Source organism: Campylobacter corcagiensis (assembly GCF_013201645.1).
GTDB classification, from domain to species: Bacteria; Campylobacterota; Campylobacteria; order Campylobacterales; family Campylobacteraceae; genus Campylobacter_B; species Campylobacter_B corcagiensis.
Map to the genome: position 1 here is coordinate 1,070,323 of NZ_CP053842.1, position 20,180 is coordinate 1,090,502.

Annotated in this window: 22 protein-coding genes; 10 read left to right on the top strand and 12 right to left on the bottom strand. The window is 32.1% G+C overall.

The window, feature by feature from the left end; genetic code table 11:
- Window positions 1–36: 36 nt before the first annotated feature.
- From CCORG_RS05560 to mobB, 5 genes are read right to left on the bottom strand one after another with little or no spacing between them, the layout of a single operon-like run.
- Window positions 37–984, bottom strand: a complete 948-nt coding sequence (locus CCORG_RS05560) for a hypothetical protein (RefSeq protein ID WP_025803744.1) — start codon at window positions 982–984, stop codon at window positions 37–39.
- Window positions 977–2,866 (bottom strand): methionine--tRNA ligase, encoded by a 1,890-nt coding sequence (gene metG, locus CCORG_RS05565; RefSeq protein WP_025803745.1) that lies wholly within the window; start codon window positions 2,864–2,866, stop codon window positions 977–979. The genes CCORG_RS05560 and metG overlap by 8 nt, the downstream gene beginning before the upstream one ends.
- A 29-nt stretch (window positions 2,867–2,895) precedes the next feature.
- Window positions 2,896–3,084 (bottom strand): hypothetical protein, encoded by a 189-nt coding sequence (locus CCORG_RS05570; RefSeq protein ID WP_025803746.1) that lies wholly within the window; start codon window positions 3,082–3,084, stop codon window positions 2,896–2,898.
- A complete protein-coding gene (locus CCORG_RS05575) occupies window positions 3,077–3,916 on the bottom strand; it encodes a class 1 fructose-bisphosphatase (protein ID WP_025803747.1) in 840 nt (279 codons plus the stop codon). The genes CCORG_RS05570 and CCORG_RS05575 overlap by 8 nt, the downstream gene beginning before the upstream one ends.
- Entirely contained in the window at window positions 3,913–4,401 is a 489-nt protein-coding gene (gene mobB / locus CCORG_RS05580) for a molybdopterin-guanine dinucleotide biosynthesis protein B (RefSeq protein ID WP_025803748.1), read from the bottom strand. Before mobB ends, CCORG_RS05575 begins: the two co-directional genes overlap by 4 nt.
- 93 nt (window positions 4,402–4,494) lie before the next feature.
- Here mobB and CCORG_RS05585 point away from each other — a divergent pair, with 93 nt between their 5' ends.
- A complete protein-coding gene (locus CCORG_RS05585; RefSeq protein WP_025803749.1) occupies window positions 4,495–4,983 on the top strand; it encodes a hypothetical protein in 489 nt (162 codons plus the stop codon).
- A gap of 18 nt (window positions 4,984–5,001) precedes the next feature.
- Here the strand turns inward: CCORG_RS05585 and CCORG_RS05590 are convergent, their stop codons facing one another.
- The 3 genes from CCORG_RS05590 to gltX are packed head-to-tail and all read right to left on the bottom strand — an operon-like array spanning window position 5,002 to window position 8,200.
- Complete coding sequence (locus CCORG_RS05590; protein ID WP_025803750.1) at window positions 5,002–6,636, bottom strand: lytic transglycosylase domain-containing protein; 1,635 nt, start codon at window positions 6,634–6,636, stop codon at window positions 5,002–5,004.
- An 8-nt stretch (window positions 6,637–6,644) separates the two neighbouring features.
- Window positions 6,645–6,917 (bottom strand): YggT family protein, encoded by a 273-nt coding sequence (locus tag CCORG_RS05595; RefSeq protein WP_034971807.1) that lies wholly within the window; start codon window positions 6,915–6,917, stop codon window positions 6,645–6,647.
- The gene (gene gltX / locus CCORG_RS05600) at window positions 6,914–8,200 is read right to left on the bottom strand and encodes a glutamate--tRNA ligase (protein WP_025803751.1); all 1,287 of its coding nucleotides are present in this window, start codon (window positions 8,198–8,200) and stop codon (window positions 6,914–6,916) included. Before gltX ends, CCORG_RS05595 begins: the two co-directional genes overlap by 4 nt.
- Before the next feature lie 109 nt (window positions 8,201–8,309).
- On the opposite strand from gltX, the gene mscL reads away from it, so the two are divergent.
- From mscL to CCORG_RS05630, 6 genes are all read left to right on the top strand, one after another.
- Window positions 8,310–8,711: a large-conductance mechanosensitive channel protein MscL gene (gene mscL / locus CCORG_RS05605; protein ID WP_025803752.1), complete on the top strand. Its 402-nt coding sequence runs from the start codon at window positions 8,310–8,312 to the stop codon at window positions 8,709–8,711.
- Between the two features lies 1 nt (window position 8,712).
- Entirely contained in the window at window positions 8,713–9,345 is a 633-nt protein-coding gene (locus CCORG_RS05610) for a Crp/Fnr family transcriptional regulator (RefSeq protein WP_025803753.1), read from the top strand.
- Window positions 9,342–10,412, top strand: a complete 1,071-nt coding sequence (locus CCORG_RS05615) for a metallophosphoesterase (protein ID WP_025803754.1) — start codon at window positions 9,342–9,344, stop codon at window positions 10,410–10,412. Before CCORG_RS05610 ends, CCORG_RS05615 begins: the two co-directional genes overlap by 4 nt.
- Entirely contained in the window at window positions 10,409–11,188 is a 780-nt protein-coding gene (locus tag CCORG_RS05620) for a phosphatidylserine decarboxylase (RefSeq protein WP_025803755.1), read from the top strand. Before CCORG_RS05615 ends, CCORG_RS05620 begins: the two co-directional genes overlap by 4 nt.
- A gap of 83 nt (window positions 11,189–11,271) precedes the next feature.
- Window positions 11,272–11,703 (top strand): type II secretion system protein, encoded by a 432-nt coding sequence (locus CCORG_RS09045; protein ID WP_025803756.1) that lies wholly within the window; start codon window positions 11,272–11,274, stop codon window positions 11,701–11,703.
- Window positions 11,703–13,538, top strand: a complete 1,836-nt coding sequence (locus tag CCORG_RS05630; RefSeq protein ID WP_025803757.1) for a primosomal protein N' — start codon at window positions 11,703–11,705, stop codon at window positions 13,536–13,538. The genes CCORG_RS09045 and CCORG_RS05630 overlap by 1 nt, the downstream gene beginning before the upstream one ends.
- 42 nt (window positions 13,539–13,580) lie before the next feature.
- Here the strand turns inward: CCORG_RS05630 and queC are convergent, their stop codons facing one another.
- On the bottom strand, window positions 13,581–14,240 hold the full coding sequence (gene queC, locus CCORG_RS05635) for a 7-cyano-7-deazaguanine synthase QueC (protein ID WP_025803758.1): 660 nt from the start codon (window positions 14,238–14,240) through the stop codon (window positions 13,581–13,583).
- Between the two features lie 58 nt (window positions 14,241–14,298).
- Between queC and ybeY the strand changes: the two genes are divergently transcribed.
- Window positions 14,299–14,709: an rRNA maturation RNase YbeY gene (gene ybeY / locus CCORG_RS05640; protein WP_025803759.1), complete on the top strand. Its 411-nt coding sequence runs from the start codon at window positions 14,299–14,301 to the stop codon at window positions 14,707–14,709.
- 242 nt (window positions 14,710–14,951) lie between these two features.
- On the opposite strand, the gene hpf is transcribed toward ybeY, so the two are convergent.
- Window positions 14,952–15,488 (bottom strand): ribosome hibernation-promoting factor, HPF/YfiA family, encoded by a 537-nt coding sequence (gene hpf, locus CCORG_RS05645; RefSeq protein ID WP_025803760.1) that lies wholly within the window; start codon window positions 15,486–15,488, stop codon window positions 14,952–14,954.
- A gap of 65 nt (window positions 15,489–15,553) precedes the next feature.
- Window positions 15,554–16,285 carry a pyrroline-5-carboxylate reductase gene (locus tag CCORG_RS05650; protein ID WP_025803761.1) on the bottom strand — a complete coding sequence of 244 codons (732 nt, stop codon included), beginning with the start codon at window positions 16,283–16,285 and terminating at the stop codon, window positions 15,554–15,556.
- A 108-nt stretch (window positions 16,286–16,393) separates the two neighbouring features.
- Here CCORG_RS05650 and CCORG_RS05655 point away from each other — a divergent pair, with 108 nt between their 5' ends.
- Complete coding sequence (locus CCORG_RS05655) at window positions 16,394–17,029, top strand: outer membrane protein assembly factor BamD (protein WP_025803762.1); 636 nt, start codon at window positions 16,394–16,396, stop codon at window positions 17,027–17,029.
- Window positions 17,030–17,046: 17 nt separating this feature from the next.
- Entirely contained in the window at window positions 17,047–19,374 is a 2,328-nt protein-coding gene (gene lon / locus CCORG_RS05660) for an endopeptidase La (RefSeq protein WP_025803763.1), read from the top strand.
- Window positions 19,375–19,395: 21 nt separating this feature from the next.
- Here lon and CCORG_RS05665 read toward each other — a convergent pair whose 3' ends face one another.
- Window positions 19,396–19,974, bottom strand: coding sequence for a PAS domain-containing protein (locus CCORG_RS05665; RefSeq protein WP_025803764.1), 579 nt, complete (start codon window positions 19,972–19,974; stop codon window positions 19,396–19,398).
- Window positions 19,975–20,180 lie beyond the last annotated feature (206 nt).

The following is a 20,180-nucleotide window of genomic DNA, read 5'->3' on the forward strand; positions in this document are numbered from 1 at the left end:
TAAAAACTACATTGATATTTTTAGAGTATTTGTGAGTTAAAACAACAAATTTTCATCTTGTTTTGAGCTTAAAATTTCTAAAATTTCATCTTTTGTGGCTAAAACTAAAGCATATCTAAAGTCAAGATCTGTTTTTATCTGGCCTAAATCTTTAAATTTTATATCACTTTTAACGCTGCTTGTTTTGGGACTAAAAGTTAAGATGCCTTGCTTAAATTTAGCTTTTAAATACTTGTTAGCCCTTAAAAAAAGCTCCTCATCACTCTCAGCTATAAAAGCTCTATAACTTGTGCCAAATTCTTTTAAACGGTAAAATTTATCTACAAAAATCGGCTCAAAATGAGAAAAACTAGAAAAATCTCTAAATTTAAACTCCTTAGTATCTAAAAAATTAAGTAAAGTATGTAGTTCAGGATAGAAAACCTCAGGTAAATTTAGTGTTTGTCCTAAAATTTTAGTATGAAAAATTGAGCCTAAAATATCAGGATAAATATCTAAATTTGGCTCTAAATTTATGAAATTTTTAGTTATATCCATATCAAATTCATCACTAAAAACCAAAGCTTTTTTTGGTGCGTTTATGATTTGCTTAAAATCCGATCTTAAAACCACACCGCTAAAGTCAAATTTGATATTTTCTAAAATTTCCATCATAACAGGTGTGACTTTAACAAATTTAAGCTCTTTTAGTGCTACAAAATAACGCATTATACGAAATTTAGCCCGCTTTATACTATCAACTTTTATAAGAGCTATCTCATCATCATCTAAGCTAATTTTACTTTCACAAATAATCGCATAAGCACCAAGCTTTAGAGCTTGTAGGGCATCGCTATAATCATTAGTAAAATAGCAGCTCCCAAGAGTTATCTCCTTAGTAGTTGTAGCAAAATTTGTAACACTTGAAATTTTTGGTTTACTTAAAAGTTCGCCCTTAGTTAGGCGAACAAGATTATCAATATTTAAGCTAGCAAATTTATCCAACTATCGCACCGTTTTTAACTTTAGCCATAGAACTAATTAGAGTTAAAGATCCATCTTCAGCACTTAGTATCATACCTTCACTAAGTTGTTTGAAAATTTTAGCTGGTTTTAGGTTAGCTAAAACGCAAACTTGTTTGCCAACTAAATCAGCAGGATTATAGTACTTAGCGATTCCTGAGATGATCTGTCTAGGTCTATCTTCGCCTAAATCTATTTTAAATTTTAAAAGCTTATCACTTCCTTCTACATTTTCACACGATAAAACTTCACCAACTTTTATGATGATATTTTTAAAATCATCAATTGTTATGATGTTTTCAGTTTTTTCCTCTTTTGTTTGTGTTGCTACAGGGCTTTCAAGCAAAGGCTCTTCTACTTTAGCAAAAAGCGGCTGGCTATCTTTTGCCAGAAAATCTATAAGTTCACCATTTTTTATAAGCTTTTCATAACTCATAGTATCTATCTCAAAATTCATAGCTTTAGCGATTTTCTCACAGCTTTTTGGCATCACAGGAGCTGCTAAAACCGCTACTTTGGCTAATAAATTTGCCACCATCGCCACTAAGGCATTAGCTTTATGGGTTTCGCCATTTTTTATCAAATTCCATGGCTCATACTTAGCAATGCTCACATTTGCGATAGATAGCACCTTCCAAAGCTCTTCAAGATACCTGCTAGTTGCTAGCTCATCAGCTAAATTTAGAGCCTCTAAACAAATAGCATTTGCCTCATCTATCTCGCTTTTAAAATACTTTAGGCTATCTTTGCTATTTATCTTATAGTCGCTGTATTTCTTACTCATGCCGATGATTCTATTTAGTAAATTTCCTAAATCATCACACAGTTCGCTATTTATCCTAGCAATCAAAGCTCTTTGTGAAAAGTCTCCATCTTGACCAAATGGCACTTCACGAAGTAAAAAGTATCTAAACTGATCTAAACCATAAGCATCGGCAACTTCTTTAGGATTTACCACATTGCCTATTGATTTGCTCATTTTTTTACCATCTCTTGTCCACCAGCCATGAGCTCCAATACTCTTAGGAAGTGGTAGTCCAAGGCTCATTAAAAATGCCGGCCAATAAACTGCGTGAAATCTTAAAATATCCTTACCAACGATATGATAAGCATTATCCCAGTAACTCATATTTTTATCATCTCTTAAATATCCAAGAGATGATGGATATATTAAAAGCGCATCAAGCCATACATACATTATATGTTTTGGATCATTAAAGCTTTCTGGAATTTTGACCCCCCAGTTAAAGCCAGTTCTTGTTATTGAGAGATCTTTTAAACCCTGTTTTACGAAATTTATTACTTCATTTTTTTTACCTTGAGGTAATATACAGTTTGGATCTTCATACCACTCTAAAAGCTTATCAGCGTAGTTTGAAAGTCTAAAAAAGTAGCTTTCTTCTTTTAAAATTCTTGTTGACTTACCACAATCTGGGCAAAACTCACCATCAACTAGTTGAGTCTCAGGAAAAAAGCTCTCACAACTCACACAGTAAAAGCCCTCATACTCGCCTTTATAGATATCTCCTTTTGCATGCATTATCTCAAAAGCTCGCCTTACAGTTTTAGCGTGGTCATCACTTGTAGTTCTTGCATAACAATCATAGCTTATATCAAACTCATCCCAAAGGGTTTTAAATTTCGCACTTATCTCATCAGCATACTCTTGTGGCGTAAAGCCTCTTTTTTTAGCGGCTTCTTCTATCTTTTGACCATGTTCGTCAGTGCCTGTTGTAAAGTAAACATCATCTCCTTGCAGTCTCCAAAGTCTAGCTAAAAAATCGCAAATTATAGTCGTATAAGCATGCCCGATATGTGGAACATCATTTACATAATAAATAGGTGAAGTTATAAATTTTTTCATTTTTTTCCTTAGTTTTTACTCTTTAAATTTTAAAACTCAAATCCGCCATCTTGACCCTTGCTCATACTATCATAAGCAGATTTTACATACTCATCTCTTAAATCACACTCTAAGAATTTATCGCAATTAGAACAACTCTTTAGCGAATTTGACTCTTGACAGCTTTTAACTTTTTCTATCATCTCATCAAGATGGATATCAAATTTATCCTTACTCACACTTTTCTCCTAGAAGTTTTGAAATTTCATATTTTGAGCCAAAATAGCAAGGAGTTGTAGCGTGAATTTGTTTTACTTCAAGCTCTAAAAGCGAGCTGTTTTTGCCATCAGTTGTTGCCCCACCTGCTTTTTCGTAGATATAAGCAAACGGCAAAACCTCAAATGTAACGCGAAGTTTTCCATTTGGTGCATCAGTTGTTGCTGGATAGCTAAAAAGCCCACCACCTTTTAGTAAAATTTGATGTAAATCAGCCACCATAGCCCCACTATATCTTAAACGATACTTCTCATCAAAAAGGCTTTTTATAAATTTTCTATGCTCTTTACTCCAACCCCACTGGCTTGCTCCAGTAGCATTTAGTTTTCCCTTTTCGTTTAATTTTAGCTCTTTTACCGCTACAAACTCGCCGTTTTTGTATCGGTAAAGTATAGGTTTATCACCACAAATTACAAGTTCAAGTCGTGGTCCATAAACAGCATAAGCACTTGCTACTAAATTTTTAGCACTGACTTTATTTTTATAAATCCCAAATATACTACCAACAGCAAAATTTACATCAACCAAGCTTGAACCATCAAGTGGATCATAAGCTACGATAAAATCTGCATCTTCATTTAAACTAAGAGCTTCATCTTTTTCTTCGCTAATAAGTGCTTTTACGCTTTTTACACCGCTAAAAATTTCAGTTATTAACTCATCGCTTCTTACATCAAGCTTTAGCTGAGTATCGCCTGTGTGGTTTGTATGACTTGTATAGCCAAAGTCAGCATCTTTTAAAAGCTCACTTATCTTTATGCTTGACTCTTTTATGGCTTTTAAAATTTCATTCATCTCTCATCCTTGTTTTTATAAATTTGAGCATTTTTTAAAACCCAGTTTGCTATCTCTTCTGGGTCGTTTATATCTAAATTTAGAATATCTTTATCACATTTTAAAGAATTTGTTGCTATCGCATCTGAAAATTCTAAATAACTCTCATCTATTTTATCACGAAATAGAGTAATCCTTGGCAGTGGAAGGTTTTTAAGCCCTTCAACTAACAAAATATCAACGCTTAAATTATCTGAAATTTCATCAATGCTTTGCTCTTTTTTACTAAAATAAGTTGTCCTTGTAGGACTTACCACTACAACCTCAGCACCTAACAAAGAAAATCTATAACTATCTTTGCCAGGCGTATCAAAGGTAGCTTTATCTTTTGGGTCATGTTTTACAATACCAACTTTTAAACCCCTATCTTGTAAAATCTTAGTAACTTTTAAAATAAGAGTTGTTTTGCCTGTGTTTGAAGGTCCTGAAAATGCCACTCTTTTCACTTAAATCCTTAATTTTTAAGTGTGTATTATACCATTTTAAGTTTGAAGTAGGCTAAATTTCGCTAAAATAGCCCAAAATTCAAAAGGTAAAATATGAAAAAATTTATAAATTTAGCTATTTTAGCTCTTGTTTTTGCTGGGTGTTCTAACAAAGAGTATGTCCATGACCCGCTTAAAAATGAGCTTTTAGCATATACTCAAAAATTTGAAGCAATAAGAGGAAATGCCGATAGATATCTAGCTGTTGCTACATACTTAAATCCAGTTTTGGCTAATAGCAATGGCGAGAGGTTTTTACTATCATCTTACCCACAAACTGAAGGCATTAAATTTGATACTTTAAAGGTAAATAAAGATTCAAATCTAAGCGTAAAAGAGGTTAAAAATGGCGATGAAATTTTAAATCTTACAAATATAAACCTTCCATGGTCAAACCACTATGAGATAATCTCTCCTGTTAAAAATGCTGATTATTTAACCATAACTTACACCACACAAAAAAATACCAATGTAACTTTGAAATTTCTAAAAGTTTCAAAGTCAATGTACTGGAATCCTGAGATCAAACTAAAAGATGACTAAGGGGCAAAACCCCTTAAATCACTTCCTATAGCTATCAGTTTTAGCTGGATTTGTAAGGTTATTAATAAGTTCTATTATTGAGATATTTGCACTAGGATTTAAGATAGAAGAGTAAACTACATAGTTAGCTAAAACTCTTTTTGCATACTCCCTACTCTCGGCATAATGAACTAACTCCATTGATAAAAATGGTTCATATTTTCCATCTTTAAAAAGTGGTCTTTGCGTTATCATACGCTTAGTAAAACCAATGCCGCCATTATACGCATAAGCAATAAATACAGGATTATATAGATATCTTTCTAGCCAATCAAGATGGATATTTGCCATTTTGTATGCAACTTCAGGCTTAAACACATCATCTTGATCAAAATTTCCAAAGTCATGCTTACTAGCCCAGTCATTTGCAACAAAAGGCATAAACTGCATCATTCCAAGAGCGTATGAGATTGATATCGCACTTTGGATAAATCTGCTTTCTTGCCTTGCGATGGCTAAAATAAGTGCTTGCCTTTGTTTATCACTCGTGCCAATATGCTCCATAAATGGAGTTGGATAGAAGTTATCAGGATAGCCATCGGCGATGTTTTTGATATAGATATACTCACCTTGCGTTTTTTTAGTATCGAATTTAGTAGCAAGTTCGTTTAAGCTCTCTTTTGGTGTGTTTTTAACTTTTGCCTTTAAATTTACCCAATCAAATGGACTCTTTTCATCATAGCCAGCTACGCTATTTTTAGTTGGTTTTGGAATGACAATATTTAAATTTGTATTGCCAGTTAGCTCTTTTGCATAGAGTGAGTACATGTTTAAATCCTTGCTATTTGCAGCCTTTAAAAGCGCTTCTTCGCTACTTGTGACAAGATATATCCACAAATTTGCCTTATCGCTATCTTGTGAAGTTTTGGCTGAATTTATAGCTTGATTAAAAAATTTAACGCTTTTATCATCTTGCTTAAATTTTATAGCGTTAATTCCCAGATAAAAAGAGCTTTGCGAGTCAAAATTTGCTGGATTTATATCTATTAAAGATTTTCTTAAAGTAACTAAATTTTGATTAACAACAGCGTCAGTTATAAATGTTTTAAAGTAACTATCACTTCCTAGCATGGCACCAAATTCAGGACTTAAAGCGAAGTTAAATTTATTAGCTCTGTTTTTTTCATCTAAAGATTTAAAGTAACTAAAGAAATTTTTTACATTTTTTGTATTTGCAAAGTATTTAGCTGGATTTTCACTATTTATACCATTTAGTAAATTTACAACATCAGGATAAGATGAAAGCTCACTAGCAAGGCTATTTCTAACTGCTGGAGATAATCTAGATACAAATTTAACTCCACCAAGTCTATTTAGCTTACAAGTTAGGTTTGCATCTAGGATGTTTTTTGCGTTAACGCCTTTGCATTTATCATAAAAAGTCCTTGAGCCAATCCTTTTATCAAGAGCTGTTTTAAGCTTGCCTCTATCTCTAAAAACACCACTTCTTAAGCTTTTAAGCTCTTTATCATTTACATTTCCTTCGGTCATTAACCTGTAAATATAGTAGTCTTTTGCTAAAGATTTTGGCTTAGTTTTTAGCTCTTCATAGCTTAAAACCGAAGCAACTCCAAAACTTACTAAACTTAAAAATATAACTATCTTTTTTATCATCAAATCTCCTAAAACAATCTAGCCAAAAAGCTATTTATAAACTGAAGTACTAAAAGCACAATAAGTGGAGCAAAATCAAGTCCACCATAAGCTGTAGGTATGTAGCGTCTTATTAGCTCATAAACAGGCTCAGTTAAACGAATAATCGTCTGAACAAAAGGATTGTATGGATTTGGACGAATAAAACTCATAATAGCAGCTACTATTATTACCAAAATATAAGCTGATATAACCATCCTTATTATGCTAACTAAAGCTCCAAAAAACGCACTTATTATCAAATTATCTCCTTTATATCATCTTTTATAAACAAATAAAGTTCACTTAGTTCAGGACCATGATCTACTCCTGTTAAAAGCAATCTTAAAGGCATAAAAAACGCCTTACCTTTTAAAGAAGTTTTACTCATAAGCTCACTTTTAAATTTAGCAAAATCATCAGGAATTTCCATCTTTAAAATTTCATTTCTTAAAATAACAGCTTCTTTTTGCCACTTATCAAAGTTATCTTTTTTAGAGTAAATTTTATCTATTTTGCCTAAAATTTCATTTACCAAACTACTCTCTTGAGTGTAGAATTTAGCCAAATTTGCTCTACCTTTTCCAAAAATACTCTCAAGTCTATCATCACTTGCTCTTAAGATATGCTCTCTATTTAGATAGTTTAAAAATTTAATGTCAAATTTAGCTGGGCTTTTTGAGATATTTTTGATATCAAACCACTCAATAGCTTCATCTATAGTAAAAATTTCTACTGGAGTTTTGTTACCTAAAAGTACTAAATAATTAGCAATTGCTTCAGGCAGATATCCACTATCAAGCAAAAATTTAACCGAACTATCACTCTCTCTTTTGCTCATTTTTTTACCATCTTCATTTAAGATGATAGGAAGGTGTGCATAAGTTATCTTTTTATCATACCCAAGACACTCTCTAATCCAGTCTTGTTTTGGAGTATTACTTACATGATCTTCGCCCCTTATAACGCACTCAACATCCATAAGCATATCATCAACAGCACATGCGAAATTATAAGTTGGAGTTTTATCAGCTCTCATTATGACAAAATTATCTATATCATCAGGTTCAAAACTTAACTCGCCTTTTATCTCATCTGTGAAATTTAGTGCATGTGGTGGTTTTTTCATTCTTATTACAAATGGCTTTTGGCACTCCAAAACCTCTAAATCACTTAGCCTTTCGCAAGTTCCATCATAGCGGTATGCTTTGCCTAATTTTTTAGCCTCTTCTTTTTTTGCTTCAAGCTCACTTTCAGAACAAAAACAGCAAAACGCCTTACCATCTTGAAGTAGTTTACTAGCAAAATTTCTATGAAATTTTAAGTTATGGCTTTGTATATAAAAAGCATCCCATGTTATGCCAAATTTAGTAAGTAGCTCTTTTATATCCTTATCTTTTCCTTCTAAATTTCGCTCTTTATCGGTATCTTCTATTCGTAAAATAAAGCCCTTTTTAGCCTGTTTTGCACAGATAAAGTTTAAAAGTGCAGCCCGTAAATTTCCTATATGCATATCACCAGTTGGCGATGGCGCAAAACGATACATAAATTTCCTTATATTATTAAATTTGGCTAATTATAACAAAACGCAGATAATATTTAGCCAAATTTACCAAGTTTAGATAGAATTGTGACTATTTTAAAAAAGGATTTAAATGAGCTTCGTTAAAGAATTTAAAGAATTTGCGATGCGTGGCAATGTCATTGATATGGCAGTTGGTGTGGTTATTGGAACAGCTTTTGGTAAGATTGTAAGTTCGCTTGTAGCTGACATCATAATGCCTGTGGTTGGAGTTTTAACTGGTGGAATTGACTTTACGGATTATAAGCTAGTTATCAAAGAAGCTCAAGGCGAACTGGCTGCAGTTACTGTTAATTATGGTACATTTATACAGACTATGGTTGATTTTTTAATAATTGCTTTTTGTATATTTATAGCCCTTAAAGGTATAAACAAACTCAAAAAACAAGAAGTTAAAAAAGAGGAACAAACTCCTAAAGAAATTCCTGAAGATATCGCTTTACTAACTGAAATAAGGGATCTTTTAAAGAGATAAAATGATAGAAGATATCCCTTTTTTTAAGCATCTAAGTAAAGATGACATAGAAAAAATTAAAAACATAAGCGTAGTTCAAAAATATAAAAAAGATGAGATTTTATTTATAGAAGGTGAAGAGCCAAAGTGGCTATCTATCCTTCTAAAAGGTCGTCTTAAAATTTATAAAACTTCTCCAAAAGGAAAAGAGATATTTATGCATGAAATTCATCCTATAAATTTCATAGCTGAAGTTGTAAATTTTAAGAATTTAAGATATCCAGCAAGCTCTGTTTTTATAGCTGATGGCGAGGTTTTAAAGATAGATTATCCAAAATTTAAAGAGATTTTTATGGATAATCCACTGCTTGTTTTTGAGCTTTTAAAATCACTTTCAGATAAGCTAAAAGTTATAAATGAGGTGTTTATAAGAGAGGTTATTCTTGATAGTGATGGAAAAGTAGCTAAATTTATATGTGAAGATTTTGATATTTTTACTACTCTTAAGCACTCTCAAAGTGCTAAAATTTTAAACATCACACCTGAGACATTTTCAAGAAGTATTACTAAATTTAAAAATTTAGGACTTTTAGAGTGTACAAACTCTCAAATAACAGGCTTTAAAAATGAACTAATGGAATTTTATAAAGTATGAAATTTTTTATATTTTTTAGTGTAGTTTTTACTCTAGCATCTTTACTTTCTATATATATTTATAGAAGCTTTAAAAGGCGTTTTTTAGGAAGCTATAAAATTTTAGGGCTATTTTTTATAGCTATTTTTATTGTAGTTGTGACTGCAATTTTAATAGAAAAAGAAAGTTTAACGAGTTATTTTTTTATATCGCTTTTAAACTGCGCTGTTGCTGTGCTTTTTATGCTGTTTTTTACTTCTATTGTCTTTGATATTTTATGGATATTTTATAAAAAACATAAAAAATGGCAAAATTTAGCCTTTTTAACTCTATCTTTTTTATATATTTTAGCTAGCTTTTATGGCGGACTAAAAGAACCAAAAATAACCCAAACCGATGTTTATATAAAAAATTTACAAACCCCTTTAAAAATAGCTCTGCTTGGAGATATTCACTTAGATAAAGCTACAAATGATAATCTTTTAAGCTCTTTAATTTCAAAAGTAAATTCTCAAAACGCTGATGCTATGCTTATAGTTGGAGATCTATTTGATATAAAAGCAGATGAGCTTAAAGATACTCTTAAACCTTTAAAAGATGCTAAAATGCCTATATTTTTTGTCACTGGAAATCACGAGTTTTATTACGGGGCTAAAGAGTTAGTTAGTGCTTTAAAAAGCCATGGCGTAAGGGTTTTAGAAAATGAAAGTGTGGAGTTTAAAGGCATAAATATAGCCGGAGTTCATGATATAACGGGCTTAAGTTTTGGATATATGATGCCAGATATTAATAAAACTTTAAATATGATAAATCCTAAAATTCCAACCATCTTAATGGCTCATCAACCCCGTTTTGTATCAAAAAACTTAACAACTGATGTGGATTTATATCTATCAGGACACACTCATGGTGGACAGGTTTTTCCATTTGGTCTGTTTGTGTGGCTACAACAAGGCTATGTTTATGGACTTAAAAAGGCTGGAGATTCACAAATTTATGTTACAAGCGGGGCTGGATTTTGGGGAATGCCGATGCGGTTTTTAGCACCAAGCGAAGTAGCTATACTAAATTTAAAAGGAGCAAAATGAGAAGTTTTATATCAAATATGTTTGGTAAATTTGCAAACTATAAATTTCCTAAAACTATTCAAAATTTTATTAACAAACAGTATATAAAAGCCTTTAATATTGATATGAGTGAGTTTAAAAGTTATGACAAATACGATAGCCTAAATGCTCTTTTTACGAGGCACTTAGTTAAACCAAGATGTATTGAGAACTCAAGCATTATCGCCCCGTGTGATGGGCTAATACTCGATAGTGGCATTAGTAGTGAAGGAAAAGCAATGAGTATAAAAGGTAAAACTTATGAAATTTCAACTCTTTTAGGTGAGGATGATTTAGAAGATCTTAACTACGCAAATATCTATCTATCACCAAAAGATTATCACCACTATCACGCACCTTGTGATATAAAAATTTTAAAAGCAGAATACTTTAGCGCAGAACTTTTTAGCGTAGCACCAAAAGTTCTTAGAAAAATACCAAATTTATATGCTAAAAATGAACGAGTTGTGCTAAAATGTGAACTTAAAAACTCTAAAATTTTATGGATTGTGTTTGTTGGGGCTCTAAATGTTGGCAAGATGAAATTTGACTTTGATGAGCGTATAAAAACAAATGCAAAACTAGGAGATGCTACTTATGAGTATGAAAATTTGGAGTATCAAAAAGGTGATCATTTAGGAAATTTCGAACTTGGCTCAACTATACTTCTTTTATCGCCCAAAGACGCTCTTAAATTTAGCATAAAAGCAAATGATAGAGTTAAATTTGGAGATAAATTTGGAGAAATTTTACCATAAATACAAAGTAAAGATAAAATTAAGATAGCTTTTTAAGAAATAATAGTATAATCTTAGTGCTTATAAATGTATAAAGGAGAGGTATGAAGAATTTTAAAAGTGCTTTTACTATGATAGAGCTTGTTTTTGTTATTGTTGTTCTTGGAATTTTAGCTGGTGTTGCTATACCTAGACTTGCAGTTACAAGAGATGATGCAACCTTAACAAAGCTTATGGCTGATATAAATGCTATAAAAAGCGGTATATCCGTAAAAAGAGGCGAAGAGATGTTAACAGGCAAGGCAACATGGCCAGATCCTGGTGCTAACTTTTCAAATGTTGTAAATGGTGGAGTAAAAATAACTAACAATGGAAGAAATGGTTGGCAAAGTGTAAAAAATGAAACAGATAAAACAACTGCTAAATTATGTGTAGCTGGCTCATGTGCAGATCTTACATATTACCGTAAAGCTGATGGAGCAAAAAGTGCTGGAACATTTGAGTGTACAGGCACTCTTTGCAGTAGTTTAGAGTAGTGTTTTTTTATAAAATAGCGGTCTTAGGCTCATCCCTAAAACCGCTTACTTACGCGTCAGATTCTAAATTCCTACCAAACCAAATCGTAGAAATTTATGTTAGAAATAGCCTTAAAAAAGGGGTGATTTTAGAGCTTTGCCAAAAGCCAAATTTTAAAACAAAAGAAATTTTAAAAGCAACTGAGTTTAAATTTAGCCTTACTCAAGCTACTCTAGCAAATTTTATCGCTGCTTACTATATATGTGATCTTGGGGTAGCTTTTAATATTTTTACTCCATTTAAACAGACTAAATTTAAAAGCATAAATTTCAATCTAACTCCAAATTTAAGTAGCGATCAAACCAAAGCTTATGAGTTTGCAAATGAGCATAAAACTAGCCTTATCTTTGGCGATACAGGAAGTGGAAAAAGTGAAATTTACATAAAACTAATAGCTAAAACGCTAAATCAAGGCAAACAAGCTCTTTTTTTAATGCCTGAAATATCCTTAACCCCACAAATGGAAAAACGCCTTTTAAGTTACTTTGGTGATGCTCTTGCCATTTGGCACTCCAAAATAAGCCCTAAAAAAAAGAGCGAAATTTTAACTAAATTTGAAAGTGGAGAAGTAAAACTAATAGCTGGAGCAAGGTCGGCTCTTTTTTTGCCATTTACAAATTTAGGGCTTATTGTTGTAGATGAAGAGCATGATGATAGCTATAAATCAGCGCAAAAACCACGCTATAATGCTAGAGACTTATCACTTTTTTTAGCCTCTAAATTTGATATAAAAGTTCTTTTAGGTTCGGCAACACCATCTTTAACAACCTTTAACAAACAGCCTACATTTAGGCTAAAAGGAACGTATCACGAAAGCTTTAAAGAGATAATTTATGATGAAAATGAGACAAAACTATCAAAAAGCATCATAAAAGAGCTTAAAATTTGTCTTGAAGACAAAAAGCAAGCAATTGTGTTTTTGCCAACTAGGGCAAATTTTAAGTACATGGTTTGTTCAAAATGTTCTACTTTGGTAAAGTGTCCATTTTGTAGCGTTGGAATGAGCTATCATAAAGATAAAAATTCTCTTAAGTGCCACTACTGTGGATACTCAACCTTTGCTAAAGTAAAATGCTCATCATGTAAAAGCCCCCTACTAGAAGCAAAAAGAATGGGCACAAGTGAGGTTTTAGATAATCTTAGGGCTGTATTTAAAGATGCAAATATCGCCAAATTTGACCGAGATGAGATAACTACACAAAAAAAGCTCGTTAGTTTGCTTAAGGATTTTAACGATAAAAAAATAGATATATTAGTCGGCACTCAGATGCTTAGCAAAGGTCATGACTATCACAATGTCTCCTTAGCGGTGATAATGGGTATAGATGAGAATTTAAACTACGCTGATTTTAGAGCTAGAGAAAAGAGCCTTGCTCTTGCCATACAGCTATCAGGACGGGCTGGACGGGCTGGAAAAGCTAAGGTTTTAATCCAAACTAGGCAAGTTGAGTTTTTTAAAGAGTATATTTTAAACTACGATAAATTCTTAGCTGATGAGCTAGAGTATAGAAGTGGGCTTTATCCGCCATTTACTAAGCTTTTGCGTATTTTAATATCTCATAAAAACGAAAAAATTGCCATATCAACAACTAGTAAGTGTTTAGAAAGACTAAAAAGCGTAGAAAATATAGAAATAGTAGGATATGGAAAAGCTGGTATTGAGTATATAGCATCAAAATTTCGCTATGAAATTTTGATACGCTCCAAAAATATAAAAGCCTTAATCAAATCAGGCTTTAGTGTTTATGATATTTCAGGAGTTGAAGTTGATATGGACCCACTTAGCTTTGCATAAATATCTATAAATTTATCTCTAAATTCTCAATTATTTTATTTTTTAACTTAGCTTTGCATAAGCTATCTTATCTACAGCATTAGCCTTACTAAAACCTTTAAGCCTTAGCCTACAGCTATCGCACTTGCCACACGCTACAACGCCATTTTCATAGCAACTCCAAGTATACTCTAACGCCACGCCTAAATTTAAAGCCTCTTTTACAATATCAGCTTTGCTTAAATTTATAAGCGGAGTTTTTACAGTGCTTTGATAGACTCTGCCTAAATTTATAAATTTTTGAGCTGCTTTTATAAACTCAGCTGTGCAGTCTGGATATCCACTTCCATCAGCTTGTGTTACACCGATATAAATAGCCTCACACTCATATCTTTCAGCCACAGCTGCTGCTATGCTTAAAAAAATGCCATTTCTAAAAGGCACATATGTGTTTGGTACTTCATCACTCATAGTTTTACGAATTTCTAAATCTCTATCAGTTAGAGAATTTCCGCCAATTTGTGCTATGAAATTTGTATCAATTTCAACTGTTTTTGCACCTAAAATCTCACAAATTTTATAAAAACACTCTTTTTCTTTATCCTGGGTTCGTTGCGAGTAGTTAAAGTGAAGTCCAACTACTTCATATCCTTCTTTTTTAGCCATATAAGCACAAAGTGTGCTATCCATACCACCACTCATTATGCAAAGTGCTTTTTTCATATAAATCCTTAAATTTTTGGTATAATTTTACACAAAAATCACTAAAAAAGGTCTAAATTTGATAAACTGCCAAGATAGTTATCCTAAAATTTTAGATGAGATTCTGAAATTTTTAGGTGTGAAAAATGAGGTTGAGCTTGTTTTTATAGATACTAATGAGATGAAAGAGTTAAATTTTAAGGAGCGAAAAATTAACAAAACCACCGATGTTTTAAGCTTTCCATATGAGAAAATAGCAAATTTTCCAATAGGTTCAGTCGTCATAAATTTAGATATGGCAAAAGATATGGCAAAAAGCTTAGATCACAGCCTTGAAGATGAGATAGCTTTGCTTTTTACTCATGGCGTTTTACACATCTTAGGCTTTGACCATGAAGTTGATAGCGGGCAAATGAGGCAAAAAGAGAGCGAAATTTTAAAGCACTTCAATCTACCAAAAAGCCTTATAGTAAGAACTCAAGATAGTTAAGTTTAAATTAAAATATAATTACAAAGATATAGATATTTATCTGTTTTTGAATTTCAAAGAGTAAATTTAAAAGAGTTTTAAACTGTTTTGTTAAAACAAAAATTTTTAAAATATTATTAATAGACAAAATTAATTATAAATTAGCTTAAAACAGATATCTGATTTGGTATAAATATACCATTTTACTAAAGCTTTAATAATTTAACTATCTTTATAAACCTAGGCGGCTTTTGCCACCTAGCTTAAAATAAACCAAATTTACCATCTTTTCTTTTATATATAACTCTCATCTTAGCATCCATATCATTAAATACTAAAAATTGACCATTTTCATCAGCCTTTAAGATATTTAAAGCCTCATCAATTTCTAAAGGTTTATATGAATTAAGCTCCATAGGAACTATCTCATCAGCATCGATTTTCTCTAATGGCGCATTTGCCTGATCTAAAATTTGCTCTTTTCTCTCATCTTTATTTTTATGAGTTTTTATCTTATCACTCTCTCTTCTTAGAACTTTTGAAGCGCGGTTTGCTATATCATCAATTGCAGCGTAGAGATCTTTATCTTTACCACTTATAACAACAGTGCCTCTTTTTGCTAAATTTAGCGTTAAATCAACTTTAAAGCCTTTCCTTCCTTGCTTCTCATCAGCTGATATAACTACCCTGCTTGATATTATATCAAGACCGTACTTCTGAAGTGTTTCTAAATTCTGAAAAACATAAGCTTTTATAGGTTCAGTTAGCTCAAATTGTTTACCTGTAATATCTACATTCATATTACTCTCCCTTAAATAAAATACCTTTATTATACCACAAACTTCTACAAAACTCCTTTTTTATATCAATTAGCACCTTTTGTACTTGCCTTTAATGCATCCATAAAAACCCCTCTAACTCCAGCTTTTTCAAGCTCATAAACGCCTTGTATTGTTGTGCCTTTTGGAGAACAAACTAGCTCTTTAAGAAGTGCAGGATGGTAGTTTTCTAAAAGTTTAGATGTGCTATTAAAAACAGAATTTACTAAATTTAAAGAAATTTCTTTTTTTAAACCCTCCTTTACTCCGCCATTAGCCAAAGCTTCAGCAACAACTGAAAGATAAGCTGGTACGCATCCAGCTAAAACTCCAGCAACTTTTAACTCACTATCACTTTCTACTCTTATCGCCTTGCCAAAAGAATTTAAAATTTCATCTATCATCTCATCATCACTATCACTATAATAAGCTGTGGTAGAGGCTTTATATTTTGCAGCGATATTTGGCAGACAAACACAGTGAGCGTTTGCGGCGATAGCTTTTATATCTGCTAAATTTGTCATAGCAAGAACGCTTATACATAAATTTGCCCTGCCTTTAAGTATAGATACCATATCTTTTAGAGCGTATGGTTTAAAGGCTAAGATGATATTTTTACCAGAAATATCATACGATGAGCCATAAATTTCAGTTTTAAACTCACTAAATTTAGCCAAATTTTTACTATTTCGTCCAACTAAAATAACTTCAAATTTATCCATAAGTCCATAAGCCATCGCACTTGCCATCGCACCATTTCCAAATATATAAATTTTCATTTGTTCCCTTTTTAAGCTTAATAACAAAAACATTTTACTACAAATTTTTGTTTATTTATACAAATATAGTAAAATTAGCACTTACAAAACTAAAAAGGATAGTTTAATATGAAAAAGTTTCTTATTTTTATATGCGTTTTATTGTTTATAGCTGGATGTTCTAGCAAAAGTGATGGAATTTACAATCTACCGCCCGAAGAGTGGTATACCAAAATAATGCAAGATTTAAAATCAGCTGACTATGAAGCAGCAAAACTCCACTATACTCAGTTTGCAAGTGAACATATAGCTTCTCCACTTCTAGAACAAACACTGCTAATACTAGCCATGGCAAATTCTGAAGAAAATAACTATACTGATGCAAGTATGTATCTAAATGAGTATATAAGAAAATATGGCACGAGAGATAAGATAGAACACGCTGAATATCTAAAAATCAAAGCAAATTTCGACTCATTTCAAAACGCTAACCGTAACCAAAATTTAATGGAAAATAGCATTGTAATGATAAATAATTTCCTAGTTCAATATCCACAAACAGAGTACAGACCGCTTCTTGAGACTATGCTTATCAAATTTAAACTAGCACTTTATTATCTAAATGAAAATATCATAGATCTATACAATCAAACAGGTCGCCCTGAGTCAGCTATGGTGTATAAAAAAATAAATGAAAACTCACCACTAAAAGATGCAAATCTTATTCCACCTGATATGCCTTGGTATAGAGCATTTTTTGAGTAAAAAGGATTGAGATAGTAATGCCAAATAAGATGAAAAATATACCAGTTATAGTTGAAGAAAAGCTCTTTTTATATCCATTTATGATAACTCCGCTTTTTTTAAGTGATGAAAAAAATTTAGCTACACTTAAAAATGCCGTGGAAAACGATAGCATGATAATGGTCGTAAGCACAAAAGATAGTAGCGACTCACAAGAGAGTATTTATAAAGCTGGAGTTGTTGGAAATATCATGAGAAAAGTTCCACTTCCTGATGGAAGGGTGAAAATTCTCTTTCAAGGTGCTTATAAAGCAAGTATTACTAAGATAAATTCTCATACGCCTTTTTTGGCTGATTTAGAAATTTTAGAAACTATTGATAGTGATAAAAATGCCCCACTTCTTAAGGTTTTAAAGCAAAAAGTTAAAACACTAAGTTCAATGACTCACTTTTTTCCGCCTGATTTGCTAACAAGCATAGAAGATACTGAAGATGCTGATAGGGTTGCTGATTTGGTTTTAAGCTCACTAAAGCTTTCAAAAAACAAAGCATTTGAGTTTTTTATAGAAACAGATTTAGAAAAGAAATTTTTTAGTCTTATTGACTATATAAACAAAGAGATAGAAGCATACAAACTAGAAAGCGAAATAAAAAGCAAAGTTAGCTCAAAGATAGATAAAAACAACAAAGAGTACTTCCTAAAAGAGCAACTAAAGCAAATTCAAAAAGAACTTGGCACAGATAATGACAAAGAAGAGGAGATAGCTGAGTATAGAAAAAAGCTTAATAACAAAAAGCCTTTTATAGAAGCTGATGCGTATAAAGAGATAGATAAGCAGATCAAACGCTTTGCAAGACTACATCCTGATTCAGCTGATTCAGCCATGGTCCAAAGCTATCTTGACTGGGTTTTAGAAATTCCTTTTGAGAAAGTTTCAAAGAAAAAGTCATCAATGAGTGAAGTTGAAAAGCAACTAAATTCCGACCACTACGCACTAGAAAAACCTAAACAAAGAATAGTTGAGTACTTTGGACTAAGAGAGCTTTTAGAGCTTCGTGGTCTTCTTGGAAAGGTAAACAGTGGAGTTATTTTATGCTTTGCAGGTCCTCCAGGAGTTGGTAAAACAAGTCTTGCAAACTCAATTGCAACTGCTTTAAAAAGAGAGCTAGTTAGGATAGCTCTTGGTGGGCTTGAAGATGTAAATGAGCTTCGCGGACATAGAAGAACTTATGTTGGAGCTATGCCTGGGCGTATAGTACAAGGGCTAATTGATGCAAAAGAGATGAATCCAGTTATGGTACTTGATGAGATAGATAAGGTATCTAGAAATTTCAGAGGTGATCCAACTGCTGTGCTTTTAGAAATCTTAGACCCTGAACAAAACAGTAATTTTCGCGATTATTATCTAAATTTTAATATTGATCTAAGCAAAGTTATATTTGTAGCTACTGCAAATGATGTAGGAAATATCCCAGCACCACTTAGAGATAGGATGGAATTTATCTACCTTAGTTCATATACCCCACAAGAGAAATTTCACATAGCTAAAAAATATCTCATACCACAAGAGCTTAAAAAACATGGACTAAAAGCAAGCGATGTAAGTATAAATGATGCTGCACTTAGGCTTATAATCAGTGACTATACAAGAGAGAGTGGTGTTAGAAATTTAAGGCGCAAAATAGCTGATATATTTAGAAAAGTTGCAGTTAGAATTCTAAAAGAATCATATAAAATTAACATAACAACTAAGAATTTAGATGAATTTTTAGAAAAAAAGGTTTACGAAATAGAAAAGGCCGATAAAAAAGATAGTATTGGTTTAGTAAACGGACTTGCGTGGACTGCTGTTGGTGGAGATGTTTTGAAGATAGAAACTATCAAGATAAAAGGCAAAGGAAATCTTTTAGTTACAGGTCAACTTGGTGATGTAATGAAAGAGTCATCAAGTATCGCTTTTAGTGTGGTTAAGGTTTTAATAGATAGTGGTTTTATAAAAACAGATGAAGAGCAAATTTACAATAAATTTGACCTTCACATTCATGTACCTGAAGGTGCAACTCCAAAAGATGGCCCAAGTGCCGGTATAACAATGGCTACAGCTATAGCTTCTATTTTTAGTGAGAAAAAAGTAAGGGCTGATGTGGCAATGACTGGAGAGCTAACGCTAAGTGGTAAAGTTTTACCAATAGGCGGACTAAAAGAAAAACTTATAGCAGCTCACAAAGCAGGTATAAAAGAGGCACTAATTCCTCGTAAAAACTACGATAGAGATTTAGATGAAATTCCAGATGAAGTTAAGGATAGCTTAAAAATAACTCCAGTTGATAAAATAGAAGATGTTTTAAAGATAGCATTAATTTAAGGGGCAACGACCCCTTAAATTTTACCAACTCTTTTTGGAAAACAGATTTTTTATAAAATTAAAAATACCACTTCTGCTTATCTTAACATCTTTGGTAAGACTATCAATAAGCTCATCGTATGTTGTTTGATTATCTGCTAGATATTTATTTAAAAAATCAAGGCTGGCACTCATCCCACCAACCTGTTCTTTACTAATCAAAGCTTTATAGATAGGCTCTATAGCCGCTATAGCTTCTCTTGATGGAGCTTTTCTATAAGCAGTATAAGAAACTATCTCACCTGTAGTAGGATCAAAATGCGGCTCAACTTCAGCAAAAACCCAATAATACCTTCCATCTTTAGCCAAATTTTTAACTAAAGCTTTAAACTTTTTGCCGCTTTTTATAGTATCCCACATAAGCTTAAAAGCTATTTTTGGCATATCTGGGTGACGAATTATATTGTGATTAACACCTTTTAATTCATCTTTATTATATAAACACACACTACAAAAAAATTCATTAGCGTATGTAATATATCCTTTAGGGTCTGTTTTGGAGATTACAAATCTATCAGGATCAAATATAATCTCTTCATCTTTTGGAACTGGCTTTGTCATAACATATCCTTATAAGAAATAAATTTATTATACTTTTATAAAACTTAAATCTTGATAAATTTGACTTAAAACATACTTTTTAAGGATTATCACTTTTTATCACATATTGCATCATAAATGTTTATATTATAAAACTACTTACCTTAATTAGACTTTACCATTTTATTCGGTAAAGTATTTTTACCAACCATATAATATTTCAGCCA